Annotated in this window: 12 protein-coding genes and 1 pseudogene; 10 read left to right on the plus strand and 3 right to left on the minus strand. The window is 49.3% G+C overall.

What is annotated here, in order from left to right; translation table 11 throughout:
- Positions 1-50: 50 nt before the first annotated feature.
- Both Dia5BBH33_RS10755 and Dia5BBH33_RS10760 read right to left on the minus strand, forming a co-directional pair.
- The gene (locus Dia5BBH33_RS10755; protein WP_144269350.1) at positions 51-575 is read right to left on the minus strand and encodes a hypothetical protein; all 525 of its coding nucleotides are present in this window, start codon (positions 573-575) and stop codon (positions 51-53) included.
- A 57-nt stretch (positions 576-632) separates the two neighbouring features.
- Complete coding sequence (locus Dia5BBH33_RS10760) at positions 633-1,880, minus strand: IS256 family transposase (protein WP_144269351.1); 1,248 nt, start codon at positions 1,878-1,880, stop codon at positions 633-635.
- Positions 1,881-1,933: 53 nt separating this feature from the next.
- On the opposite strand from Dia5BBH33_RS10760, the gene Dia5BBH33_RS10765 reads away from it, so the two are divergent.
- Positions 1,934-3,622, plus strand: a complete 1,689-nt coding sequence (locus Dia5BBH33_RS10765; RefSeq protein WP_144269352.1) for a sigma factor-like helix-turn-helix DNA-binding protein — start codon at positions 1,934-1,936, stop codon at positions 3,620-3,622.
- Between the two features lie 117 nt (positions 3,623-3,739).
- On the opposite strand, the gene Dia5BBH33_RS10770 is transcribed toward Dia5BBH33_RS10765, so the two are convergent.
- Positions 3,740-4,381, minus strand: a complete 642-nt coding sequence (locus tag Dia5BBH33_RS10770) for a YigZ family protein (protein ID WP_144269353.1) — start codon at positions 4,379-4,381, stop codon at positions 3,740-3,742.
- A 778-nt stretch (positions 4,382-5,159) separates the two neighbouring features.
- Between Dia5BBH33_RS10770 and Dia5BBH33_RS11430 the strand changes: the two are divergent.
- The 9 genes and pseudogenes from Dia5BBH33_RS11430 to Dia5BBH33_RS10815 all read left to right on the plus strand — a co-directional run.
- Positions 5,160-5,581, plus strand: a pseudogene (locus Dia5BBH33_RS11430) (IS110 family transposase); the annotation flags it as partial.
- A gap of 420 nt (positions 5,582-6,001) precedes the next feature.
- A complete protein-coding gene (locus Dia5BBH33_RS11435; RefSeq protein WP_332835641.1) occupies positions 6,002-6,448 on the plus strand; it encodes a transposase in 447 nt (148 codons plus the stop codon).
- Positions 6,449-6,906: 458 nt separating this feature from the next.
- A complete protein-coding gene (locus tag Dia5BBH33_RS10785) occupies positions 6,907-8,205 on the plus strand; it encodes an S-layer homology domain-containing protein (protein ID WP_144269355.1) in 1,299 nt (432 codons plus the stop codon).
- Between the two features lie 191 nt (positions 8,206-8,396).
- Positions 8,397-9,500 (plus strand): hypothetical protein, encoded by a 1,104-nt coding sequence (locus tag Dia5BBH33_RS10790; RefSeq protein ID WP_144269356.1) that lies wholly within the window; start codon positions 8,397-8,399, stop codon positions 9,498-9,500.
- Between the two features lie 3 nt (positions 9,501-9,503).
- A complete protein-coding gene (locus tag Dia5BBH33_RS10795; protein ID WP_144269357.1) occupies positions 9,504-10,226 on the plus strand; it encodes a DNA-3-methyladenine glycosylase family protein in 723 nt (240 codons plus the stop codon).
- On the plus strand, positions 10,226-10,999 hold the full coding sequence (locus Dia5BBH33_RS10800) for a class I SAM-dependent methyltransferase (RefSeq protein ID WP_162501809.1): 774 nt from the start codon (positions 10,226-10,228) through the stop codon (positions 10,997-10,999). The genes Dia5BBH33_RS10795 and Dia5BBH33_RS10800 overlap by 1 nt, the downstream gene beginning before the upstream one ends.
- A 56-nt stretch (positions 11,000-11,055) precedes the next feature.
- Positions 11,056-11,841 (plus strand): class I SAM-dependent methyltransferase, encoded by a 786-nt coding sequence (locus tag Dia5BBH33_RS10805; RefSeq protein ID WP_162501810.1) that lies wholly within the window; start codon positions 11,056-11,058, stop codon positions 11,839-11,841.
- A 12-nt stretch (positions 11,842-11,853) separates the two neighbouring features.
- The gene (locus Dia5BBH33_RS10810; protein WP_144269360.1) at positions 11,854-12,717 is read left to right on the plus strand and encodes an alpha/beta fold hydrolase; all 864 of its coding nucleotides are present in this window, start codon (positions 11,854-11,856) and stop codon (positions 12,715-12,717) included.
- Positions 12,717-13,184, plus strand: coding sequence for a pyridoxamine 5'-phosphate oxidase family protein (locus tag Dia5BBH33_RS10815; protein ID WP_144269361.1), 468 nt, complete (start codon positions 12,717-12,719; stop codon positions 13,182-13,184). Before Dia5BBH33_RS10810 ends, Dia5BBH33_RS10815 begins: the two co-directional genes overlap by 1 nt.
- Positions 13,185-13,221: the final 37 nt, after the last annotated feature.

Below are 13,221 nucleotides of genomic sequence, written 5' to 3' on the forward strand. Positions count from 1 at the left end.
TTTGACTTTTTTATTCATCATCACTTGGTTAATTTAATAGTTGGTGCATATTATAAACCACCAACACGGTTTAGAATATATTGGTCATTATTTTTGATTAAATTATAGAATTCGGATTTGCTATTTACCCATAGGCCTTCATTTTTTCCATTACCTGCAATCCAAGCCGGAGCTATGGTTTTTACTGAATATGATACATCATAATAGTGATTGTCTGTCTTACTGGTATCGTTTGTTGGGCCATTAATTCGATTAATTTTATAATCAAAAATTTGATTTTTAGTGAATAATCTCTCGGATTTATAATAGTCAAATTCTTGGATTAGTATTTTGTTAACAATTTCTTTTTCTGATAATCCCTCTACGTCTGATATTGCTATGTGATTATATTGAACCTTTTCGGATGGTATGGATTCATACGAATAGAATAATAAATATACAACTCCTATTAGTATAATCACTATAGTTTTTGTTTCTATTTTCTTAGCCTTAATGCATTTATAGATGGTAATAATTATCACAAGAAAAGTGACGATATATAATAAAAACAAAGAATCACTTATAAATATAATCATTTTTAATATCACCTATTTTCGAAGCACGGGTGTGTCAAGAGTTTTGTGTAAATCGATTCAATAAGCAACATCGTATTGCTGCATAAGCTGAGACATCCTGTCGTCCATGAGCAGCTGGTTCCGGACCATCGCCCAGTTTGCGACGTGACGACCCTTCCATTTTTTATAGAGCTCTTGGATGCGTAGGTAGAAAATCTTGAAGACTGCATCCTCGTTGGGGAAAGCGCCTTTCTTGGTCACCTTGCGGAAGCTAGAGTTGACACTCTCGATGGCATTGGTCGTGTACATGATCTTGCGCACGGCACTGCCATAGTTATAGAGCTGCTCGACGTGTGAGAAATTGTTTTCCCATACGCTGACCGCGCCTGGATAAGCCTGCCAGTCGGTCTTGAACTTCTCGAATTCCTGACGGGCCTGCTTGACGTTGATGGCACCATAGATGAGCTTCAGCTGCTTCGTGAATGCACTCCACTGCTTGCGTGGGATGTGGCGGATGGAAATGCGGATGAGGTGTACGATGCAGCGCTGAACCGTGGCATGCGGGAATACAGCCTTGGCACCTTCCTCCAATCCGCTCACGCCATCCATGGACAGGATGCCAAGATCCTTAACGCCGCGAGCCCGCAGCTCGTCGAAGATCTGCATCCAGGCATGCTTGCTCTCCGTCTCGTTGATCCAGAGGCCAAGGACATCCTTGCAGCCGTTGACGTCATAGGCAAGCATGACATAGACGGCCACCTGCTGGACGCCATACTCCGTGCGCAGCGATACGTAGATGCAGTCGACGAAAGCAAATGGATAGAACGACTGGAGCGGACGATTCCGCCATGCCTCGACCTCTTCCATGACGCAGCCTGTGATGGTGGAGATCTGTTCATGTGACATCTGGAAGCCGTAGATGTCTTCGACGGTTGCAGCGATGTCGCGTTGGCTCATGCCACGGGCATACATCGCCAGTACCTTGCCCTCGATGGACGAAACGTCGCGCTGGTGCTTCTTGATGATCTGCGGTTCAAACGTACTCTGGCGATCCCTAGGGACGCGGATAGGAACCTCGCCCAGAGAGGTCTTGAGCGTCTTGGATGAATAGCCGTTCCGGACATTGTCACCGTCTTCGGAGCGCTCATGCTTCTTATGGCCGAGATGATTTTCCATCTCACCTTTGAGCATAGACTCAAAAATGGGGCCAAAAATCTGCTTCAGGACGTCCTGTACGTCTTCCGCGCTCTTGATGTCGTAGTTGTTGAGGATTTGCTGAGCAATCTGCTCGCCTGGGGTAGTTGGTGGAGTTTTACACTTTGCCATTCTGTTACCGTCCTTATCTTTGTTTACCCCAGTATGGGGCATAAAGTAGATTCATGCAATACCGATTTACACAAACTATTTTACACTCCCAAAGTATCATTAAATTAGTAACCCCGGATGAAAATTATGAAGGATTATGCGAGAGTGCATGTACACAGAAGCCGATAGATAAGGATGTATATCTAGCTTCTATATCACAAGATGCAATATCCGACGGTGATGAAGTGTACGAAACTGTGTCAAGACTGACTTCAACAGAAGTACTGAACAATCAGTTAAAGCGTCTATCCGCTAAAGAAAAGCTAGTTCTTATGGAAAGAAATGGATTTTATGAAGAACCAAAGACACTTGAACAAGTTGGACAAATATTAAATGTTACACGTGAACGAGTTAGACAGATTGAAATAAAAGCTATAAAGAAATTGAGAATAAAATTAAGAAGACGAGGTTATAACGAAAATGGAAACTCAACCTCTATCGGTGGTTTTGGCAGGCAATCATCTACAGACATTAAAGATGAGACAGTATTGTACCGGTTGGGCGATGATTTGATTCATGCGACAGGTTTTGTTTTCGATGGAGGTTTCCTCGTTCATAAAGGTACGGAATTTACAGGCCATGAAACTCTTTCACTGTCAATAGAGTATCGTGTCCTTAGGAGAGAACTTGTAAATGAGGGTTATATAAAGAATAACGTGTTCGTAAAGGACTATGTGTTCAACGATAAACGCGAGGCTGCTATAGCTTTATTGGGCAGAATGGTTAGTCGAAAAGCTGCAAAGACTTTGTGGGATGCAGGAAATCCAAAGACTAAGGTAGCAGATAATCTAACGGATACTTTAGTGATAAATCTGTCGCAGGATAATAAAAATACAGACCAAACAAAGGAATCAGAGACTGTTCCAAATGGAGGAAATGAAGGTGGTAACGCAGCTACTGATGGTGAAGTTGGTAACCCATCGCAGGCAGATAGTAAAGCTGAGGTGGTATTGTACCAACTGAACAATGATCGGATTCATGCGACGGGTTCTATTGTTGAGGGAGGTTTTCTCGTTCATGAAGGGGCTAAGTTTTCGTATCATGAAGATCTATCACTGGCAATGTGGTGTTATGTCCTTAGGAGAAAGCTTTTAAATGAAGGTTATGTAAAGAATAACGTGTTTATTAAGGACTATCGGTTTAACGACAAACGCAAGGCCGCTATGGCTTTATTGGGCAAAAACATTCCCGAACGAACTGCGGAGGCTTTATGGATTGCTGAAGATTCCAAGCCTGAGGTGGCAGATAATCTGATAGATACAGCGGTGACAAGCCAGCCACAGGATAATGAGAATACAGAACCAACGAAAGAATTAGGGACTATTCCAAATGGAGAAGGTGAAGATGGTAAAGCAGCCTCTGCCAATGAAGTTAATAACCCATTGCCGACAGATAGCAAAGATGAGACAGTAGTGTACCGGTTAAATGATGATTGGATTCAGGCGACAGGTTCTATTGTCGACGGAGGTTTTCTTGTTCATGAAAAGGCTGATTTTTCTGGGGCTGAAGCTAGAGCAATAGCAAGGAAGTATCATGACCTTAGAAGGAAACTTTTAAATGAAGGTTGTGTAAAGAATAATGTATTTGTTAAGAACCATGTGTTCAAAAGCAAATATGAGGCTGCTATAGTTTTATTGGGCAGACACGTTTCCGAAGAAGCTGAGAGGGTTTTGTGGTTCGCTACAGGAAGCTATAAAGTCTAATGAATCAATCACGTATTGTACGGAAGCTATTGTTTTATTGGCACTAACGAAATAGTGTAGCCATGGTTTACATGCAAAAAGCTGTCAAAGTGAGACTCACTTTGACAGCTTTTCCTTTTACTCCCTCTCCACTTCCATCATCACGTATTCTTCTCCGTCGTTCTGGATTTCTGCTTTTCCTCCTGTGGCGTCGGTGAGCCAGCGGGTGTGGGTTTCGGCTTTGTCTGGGAGGGTGAGGAAGGTGACGGTGACTTTGTCGGAGAATTGTCGGTCTTTCACGATAATGTCAGTGCCTTTGATGTGGTTTTCGAAGGCGCCGGCTGTGGTGTAAGGGAAGGAGACGGTGTATTTTTCGTGCGGGGTGTAGCGGACGAGGTCGGCTTCTTTGACGGCGTCGGCGAGGGACTGGGTGTAGGCCCGGGTGAGGCCGCCGGCGCCTAGTTTGATGCCGCCGAACCAGCGGGTGACGATGGCGAGGGTGTTCGTGAGTTCGTTCATCTGGAGGACGTGCAGCATGGGATGGCCGGCTGTGCCCTGGGGTTCGCCGTCGTCGCTGGATTTCTCGTAGATTCTCTCGGTTCCGATGCGGTAGGCGGAGCAGTTATGGGTGGCGTCTCTCTTTTCTTTTTTCATTTTCGCGATGGCTTCCTGGGCTTCTTCTTCGTCTTTGACGGGGATGAGGGTGGCCAGGAAGATGGATTTCTTGATTTCCAGTTCTTTCTGGAAGGTCGCCCTTGGGGCGGTGTATGGGATGAGCATGGCTTTCACTCCTTTTCTTTTGATTGTACCATGGGAGAAGCGGAGTTAGGAGAGGGGGAGAACAATAAAACCTTACAACCGCAGCTTTGCTGCGTGGGAATCAACCCTATCCACCGCGAAGCGGTTCCCCTTCCCCGTCTGGGAAGGCGAGTTTAAAACCATACGACCGGACTTCGCCAGTGGAAATGCACCTTTTTGAAAACCATACAACCAAGGCTAACGCCTTGAGGAAATGCAACTCATCCGCCCCGTACACTAACATATGAGACATTTGTGTTGCTACCTCTGGTGTCAACTGGTATACGGCGCACCTTCCCTTTCAGGGCAAGGTCAAAGGCCATCAGCTCCCCCTACGGGGCGAGCTCTGACACCATTTCCTTGCTGTCGCAAGGGGAAAACAAGCAAACCTCGCTGCGCCTTGAGGAAAACCATACAACCGCAGCTTTACTGCGTGGGAACTACTGTATTCGTCGCTTTCGCCGCCACCTAGTACCATATAAGTGTAGTCAGATAGGTCGCTCCTATCTACTGCACTTATTTTTTCATATGATAAGGGAAGCAGTTGGTCTGTCGAAAGCCCACCTTGGTGCAGATGCTTTTTACTGCCACCGCAGAGAAGTGCGACAGCCAACCCCTTGTTGTATGCGCCCGAGTAAGCAGGTTGTCCCTTTCATAGAGAGGCATACGTGTAACAAACTAGGTTGGGATAGGTAATAAGTGTGGCTGGCTACAAAAATCCAACTGACTGCTAAACTTTTGTAAAGGAGGACGAATTAGTATGACTCGTATCAGTGCCGGTGTTGATGTGTCAAAGAACAGGAGTACCGTATGTATTATAGACCAGGACGGGAAAGTCATTATGCGGCCGTTTCTTGTCTGCCATTCGACTGAGGAGCTCGATTTTCTTGCAGATACGCTCAAGAGGCTTAATGGAGAGGTTAGAGTCATTATGGAATCGACCAGTATTTACCAATATCCGATTGCTCTTCACCTTAAAGAAAAAGGATTTTTATCTCTATCGTCAATGCGTATAAAGTAAAGAAATTCGCTAATACAGATTTTAGAGGCGGCAAAACGGATAAGAAGGACTCCCGCACCATTGCCAGTTACGGAATTAGTTATTGGTATAAGCGGGTGGAATGGCAGATTCCCAAAGACACCTATTTTAACCTGGATCTGCTAAACAGGACCTATATGAATGCAAAAAAGCATCGTCAGATAATCCTTCAGGAACTGCAGCATTATATTGATTGTGCCATGCCGGGAATGGATAAAGAGCTTCATTCTCTCAATCTAAACACCAAGAAGGACTTCATGCTGGATTTTGTGGAGAAATTTTGGCATCGTGATAAGATCGTAAATATGACAGAAGCCGAATTTACCGAAGTTTTCACTGCTTGGGCAAAAGAAAAGGGATACCGCCCAGGCAAAGGTAAAGCCGCTAAGATTTACGCGATTGCCAAAAGCTGTATTCCTTATTACCCAGCAAATCCAACGGTTAAAACCATTCTCCAATGTATCGTCGACAAGCTGAGCGGAGTCAACAGGACTCTTGTCACCATAGTAACACAAATGATTGAAGAGGCCAAGAAACTTCCTGAATACCAGATTGTTAGAGAAATGCCAGGCGTTGGAGATCCATTAGCAGCAAGATCCTTCGGCTCCGCAGGAGATATCCGGCGATTCAAAAACTCAAAGGCACTGGTCGCATATGCCGGGATAGATTCACCTCCCGATGAATCCGGAGATTTCAGTAGTACGCATAGGCATATAACAAAGAAAGGCTCGAAAGTATTTCGTGACACTGGTTACGAAATAATGATGGCTTTAAGGGCTCAGAAGAGAACATGGGAAAAGGTCAGGAAAAATCCTGATGTTTATGATTATATGCTCAGGAAAGAAGCCGAGGGAAAGCCACCAAAAGTAGCAAAGATTGCAGCTTTAAACAAATTCTTACGGATAATATATGCACGAATAAAAGAGTTATACGATAATATGGCACTTGCAGAAAGAGCCAAAACTAAAACCAGATCCAAAACCAGAGCTAAAACTAAAGTCACCGCCTAAGCTCAATGAATTAGCAAGATTTAACTAAAGAAAAGCGCGAAAAAACCGAGGGAAAGATCGGCCTTTTTGTGCTGCCCAAAATTAAGTGGACAAAGAGAAAACGCCGGATTTAGAAAAAAGTTGCAAAAAAAATGAAATTGGCACTTGCTTTTTGGTAGCAGGACTTCTCCTTTTGGAGCAAGGGTAACACCCTTAAACCGAACTTCGTTCGAGGAAAACAAGCAATCCTCGCTTCGCTCGTGGTAATCAACCCTATCCGCCCTTCGGGCACCTTCCCCGTCTGGGAAGGCGAGTATTAGCTGTGCTCGGGAAAACGAGCAAACCGTCCCTCTTTTCCATTTCTAACGAAAAGATTTCAATTTTCTTAAAAGTTGTATCTGCTCATTAAGCGGATATTGCATTATACTGGAAAAATAGGGTGGAAAATCAGTGGGATTTTCACTAATGGTTCGGAGGGTATGATGGAGAGGAAATGGCTGGCGGCGCTTTTGCCGCTTACGATGATGGGCGCGGTGTCTTTGGCTGCGAACCCCTTCGCAGACGTTACGCCGGATGACTGGGCGTATCAGGCTGTTTCGGAGTTGTCGGAGGAAGGGGTCGTTTCCGGGTATCCGGACGGGATGTTCCGCGAGGAGCGGAATGTGACTCGTTATGAGAGGGCACAGATCACGGCTCGTCTTCTTGCGAAGGAAGATCAGCTCAGCGATAGAGACAGAAGAATGACCGAGAAACTTGCCGAGGAGTATGGCGGCGAGCTCTCGTCTCTTGGCGTGCGTGTAAGAAATCTGGAGAAGCAGCAGGGAAATATTTCCTGGAGCGGGGATTACCGTCTGCGTTTCTTCGATCTTCTGGAGGGCGTGGCTGATCCGGAGAAGGATATCCATCATCGTGCCGGGGACATGTCGAGTTACGAAGATGCGCGTCTGCGTATTTCTTCGAAGGCAGAAGTGGCTCCGAAGGTGACGGTGAACGGACGCATGACGACGCTCATGAGTTTTGGCGAGACGGGCGACGAAGATGTGAAGTTTGACCGGGCGAATGTCTGCTGGCAGATGGGAAAGAATAGTGCCATCACGGCAGGGCGCCAGGGGATCCGTCTGGATCAGGCGGGTTTCTTCTGGGATCCGGATGCGGCGTATGACGGGCTGACTTTTGAAACGGGGACGGATTCGTTTTCCCTTCAGGCCGGCATCGGTTATCCGCAGTCGGTCCACGCGATGTGGGGACAGTATTTCTATGGCGGCAAGTCCGAGATGGAGTCCTGGTACGCAAGGATTGCAGGGCGCGCGGCGAATGGCTCGGAGCTTTCTGCGTTTTACTGGAAGGATACGGGCACGATGAAGGGGATCCTTGCTCCTTCTGAGGGGCTCAAGGCGTCGATGTATGGCGCGGGCGCGGATATTCATCTGGGCGGGAAGTGGGATGCGGTCGGCGACTACATCGTGACGCATTTCAATCATGAAGGCTTTGGGAGAAAGAATGCGGCTTACCGCATGGCAGGTCTTCGCTGGGGCCGTGAAATAGACGGCGTCCCTGGCAGCAAGACGATTTCCCTTTCTTACATTGCCGCGGACAGTGGCTCGTACCTTTTCGGCGTGACGGCGCTCGATGAGACGGACGTCCTTGATTACGGGCTGATGAACGGGATGGATACCCGCTTCTGGTCGGCGTATGCCGGTTACGTCCTGACAAAGAACACGAAGGCAGGGCTTTTTTACCATCTCGGCGGCAAAGCATCCGGCGGCAGACAAAAATAAACACCTGGCCCGAAAAATACATGGGGTTTTAAAATAGATATTAAATTTTGAGAAAAAGCGTGGGATAGCCCGCACTTTTTGCGTGTTAGCGTCATACTGAGAAATACAATCAGAAAAATTGGTATAATGAAAGCAAAATTAAGTCTGCGTCGGGGCTCTTCAAAGGCGGCCCGGGGAGAAAGGAGAATGCGATGGGAAAGAAACTAGGAATCAAAAGTGTCACGATTCGTTCCACTGGGGGCGAAGGGGCAAGGACAGGTTTCATTGAAAAGGTGAAAATGAAGAAGAACGGAAAAATTTCCGCCCTGAAAAAGGACGGGAAGAAATCGTCTGTCCATGTCGGAAAGCAGAAAATCCATTTCCTGCTAGAGTATTCTGAAGAAATTCTCCTCCATTACCGTTCTCTTCCCGGGAAAGTGGAAATAAGTCCGGACGGCTTTGTCCGGCCGGCGGATGGCATATGGGAGATGAAGATCGTCTATGAGGACGGCCGGGTGCTGAGGGCATCCTATGCGATCGGCTGGGAAGGCTGCGGCGCTCCGCCTCTTTCCCGTTTCATCAGAAGGGCTCTCAAGCGGGATGACCTTTTCCTCCTGGACGGCGAAGACGTCGATCTGACAGGCCTTACGGTTCATCTTTTCAGGACAGGGGGCGGCCGGCCCGCAGCTTTTGAGCTGCTTTCCATTGATTTCATCAGGGAAAGGGTAAAGCTTGACGTATATGACGAGCAGGGGAGAAAGATCACGGTTTCCCTGCAAAACGGAGCCATCGAATCACTGCGGAAATATCCTGTCTATAGACTGGAGAATCCGGCGGTGATCGATCCAGATGAAACGTATCCGGAGGGCAGCGTCCTTTATTACCTCACACTGGAAGGCGCTTCCGGGGGCAAGGCCGATGTCGCTTCCGGCCGTTATGACAGAGCGCATCTTCCCAGGAAATGGGGAAATTTCATGAAAGTGCTCTCGGTATTCCTCCCGATCAGCTCGTATTCCATGCTCCTGGACAAGAGCCTCTACGGCAAGCGGACGGAAAAGAGGGAAGGAGACTACACCTACTGCGACGTTTCCTACGAGGAAGGCGGCAGTCTGTACTGCTACCTCTGTGATATCGATGAAGTGCATCCGGGGGATTATGTACGCGTCCCGGTCGGCCCTGACTATAATGAAATCGCCGCGCGCGTCGAGGATGTCTACTACGGAACCAAAGAAGACGCGCCGTATCCGTTCCACGGTCTGAAACATATCCTGGGCGTCTACGTCAAAGCGCCGCGGGATGAAGAAGAGGGTGACTGAGCCATGCCGGATGAAAACGGATGCTTCGCTTATGGCGAAAAGGAAACGGAATATCTGAAGAAGAAGGATAAGAAGCTGGCAGAGGTGATCGACCGGGTCGGGCATGTCTATCGCAAGACCGATCCGGATCTTTTCTCGGCTGTCATGCGGCATATCGTGGGGCAGCAGATTTCCACGAAGGCGCAGGCGACTGTCTGGCAGAGGGCGCTGGACAAGTTCAGCGCTGTGACGCCTGAGGCGATCGATCATGCAAGTGTGGAAGATATCCAGTCTGTCGGGATTTCCTTCCGGAAAGCCGGCTACATGAAGGATTTCGCCAGGAAGGTCGTCCCCGGCGAGTTCGATCTGGCAGCTGTCGAGCACATGAGCGACGAGGAAGCCATCGAAGCGCTGTCGTCCCTGAAAGGTATCGGCGTCTGGACGGCGGAGATGCTTCTTCTCTTCTGCCTGGAGCGGCCGGATGTCCTGAGCTTCGGTGATCTCGCTGTCCTCCGCGGCATGCGGATGGTCTACCATCACAGGAAAATAGACAGGAAATTATTTGAGAAATACAGAAGACGCCTCTCTCCCTATGGGAGCGTCGCAAGCCTTTACTTCTGGGCCGCTGCCGGAGGGCAGGTGCCGGAGCTGAAGGATCTTGCGCCGGTGAAGAAGGAGCCAGCTAAAGATAAGAAATCACAGACTCCCGCGCGAAAACGGAAGGCCATTTCAAAAGGAGAAAAATGATGAAACCAGAGAACATTGAAAAGATCCATGAATCCTTCGCCCAGCAGGCCGCTGAATTCGAAAAGCCGGGCCGCATTTTCTCGAAGAAGGAATACCTCGACTACATCGTCGCATCCGTCAATCCGGACAAGGAGGACGTCATGCTTGAAGCCGCTGCAGGCACCTGCGCCGTCAGCCGCGCCTTTGCGCCGTACGTGAAGACGGTCGTTTCCATGGACGGGACGCCCGTCATGCTTGAAACAGGCAGAAAACAGGCTGACAAGGAAGGCCACAGAAATATTATTTTCACGAAGGGCTTTGTCGAAGACATCCCCTTCCTCGACGGGTTCTTTGATATCGTCATTTCCCGTCTCGCCTTCCATCATTTCACGGATCCGAATGCAGCTTTCCATGAAATGGCACGCGTCGTAAAACCGGGCGGCCGCCTCGTCCTCGTCGACATGGCTGCCACGCCTGAGCCGGACAGAACCGTCCGCGATGAGTTTGAAATCCTCCGCGATCCGTCGCATGTAAGGAACCTTTCCGAAGAGGAAATGGTAGACCTCTTTAAAGGCGAGAACCTTTCCATCGAAGTCCACAGCTCCAAGACGATCCCGCAGGACCTCGAAGGCTGGATGGACGTGACGCATACGCCGGAAGACGTGAGAAAAGTCATCCGCACCGCAATGGAAACGGAACTCTCCGGCGGCAAGAAGACAGGCTTTGCCCCCTACCGCAAGGAAAACGGAATCGGATTCGATCATAAGTGGATCCTGATAACCGGAAGAAAATAAAATCATGATCAGAAAATAATAATAATAATACATATTTTTAGAAGCAGGGCATGTTTATGGAAGAAGAACAATTGCAAAATCGCACGCCCCTGGAGAAAAAGGCTCCGGATATTGGAGAAATGGTGAACATTTTTTCCAAAGGAGAATACCTGGGGTTCAACCTTGCCTTCGTAAGGCCGAGGCCAGATGATGCCGTGCTCGACGTCGGAGCCGGCACTTGTGCAGTCAGCCGCGCATTCTCGCCTTACGTCCGTGCCGTCGTTCCGCTTGATATGTCGGAAGAGGCGCTGGAAAAGGGACGGAAAGCAGCCGAGAAGGAAGGCCTTTCCAACTTGATTTACGTAAAAGGGATGGCGGAAGATCTGCCATTTCTTGATGAAACATTCGATATCACGCACTCGCGCCTGGCGTTCCATCATTTCAAGGACGTCTGGGAACCGTTTTCCGAAATGGCGCGCGTGACGAAAAAAGGCGGCCGCGTCGTTCTGGTCGACATGGAAGCAAGCGCAGAACCGTACCGCGTCATCCGTGACAAGATCGAACGCCTCCGCGACCCGTCGCACGTGAGGAATCTTACGCAGGACGAAATGCTCGCCCTTTTCAAAGGGGAGGGCCTCACCGTCGAAATGAGCACGTCGAAGGTCATCCCGCAGAAACTGACCCCGTGGCTCACGCTTTCGGGCGCCTCGAAGAAGGACGGGGAGGAAATCCGCCGCCTCATGGAAGAGGAACTCGCCGGCGGTGATAAGACGGGACTCAACCCGTACCGTATCGACGGGGATATCGGATTCAACCACAAGTGGATCCTGATCATCGGAAGAAAAGAAGGAACCGAAGCATAAGGAGGCGCTTTTATGAGTTTTCATATTCGCTGCGGGAAGATCCGCGCGGGCGGCGCCGACATCTTCTACCGCGAGGCAGGAAGGGAAGATGCGCCGGTCATCGTGCTGTTTCATGGATTCCCGACGGCCAGCTACATGTTCTCTGACCTGATGCCGATCCTGGCAGAGAAATACCACGTCATCGCGCCCGATTATCCAGGCTTCGGCGAATCGGAAATGGTACCGCGCGATAAATTCGCGTATACATTCGATCATCTGGCCTCTGTCATGGACGATTTCCTCACAAGAATGCACGTGAAGAAATTTGCCATGTACATCTTCGACTACGGCGCTCCGATCGGCATGCGCATCGCATGCAAGCATCCTGACCGCATCACCGCGATCATCAGCCAGAACGGCAACGTCTACGAAGAAGGCCTTGGCGAGAAATGGAAAGCCCGCGCTGCCTACAGGGCCCATCCGACGGAAGAGCTCCGCGAATCCTTCAAGTCCGCCTTCCGCGCACCGGCTGTCACCGCGCAGTACATGGGCGGCGAGGCAGAAGGCAGCGTCCTTCCGGACCATTACACGCTTGACCTTTACTACATGAGCCGCGAAGGGGAAGACGAAATCCAGTCCGATCTCATTTACGACTACAGGACAAACGTCGCCTTCTACCCGACATTCCAGAAGTACCTGCGCACTTATCAGCCGCCGCTCCTTGCCATCTGGGGAAAGAACGACGTTTCCTTCATCCCGGCAGGTGCCAAGGCATTCCAGAAAGACCTCCCGAATGCCGTCATCCGCCTCCTCGACGCAGGCCACTTCGCACTGGAGACCCACTCCAGAGAAATAGGAAACAAGATCCTCCAGTTCCTTGCAAAGGAGAATATCTGATGAAAGTCTACCCGATGAGAAGAAAAGACAGACAGGCCGGCGAAGAAGACATCCTCCGCATCCTGAAAGAAAACGTCTACGGCGTCCTCTCCACCATCAGCGAAGACGGCTGGCCCTACGGCGTCCCCGTCTCCTACGTCTACGAAGACGGGAAAATCTACTTCCACAGCGCGACGATGGGACATAAAGTGGACAACCTTGCGCACTCAGAGAAGGCATCCTTCTGCGTCGTAGGAAAGACCGAGCTCCTTCCCGAGCAGTTCTCCACCCGCTACGAATCCGTCATCGCCTTCGGCACCGTCACCAAACTCGAAGGCCAGGACAAAATAGACGGCCTCATGAAACTCGTCGACGCCCTCTCCGAAGGCTACCAAGAACTCGGCCTCAAAAAAGCCGAAGCCGGCGTCAACCACTACAACTCCTACTGCCTCACCATAGAGGAAGGCACAGGGAAAATAAGGAAATAAAGGAAATAAAGGATATACAAAAAATAGACCCGCCGAA

The sequence above is a fragment of the Dialister hominis genome (assembly GCF_007164725.1).
GTDB lineage: Bacteria > Bacillota > Negativicutes > Veillonellales > Dialisteraceae > Dialister > Dialister hominis.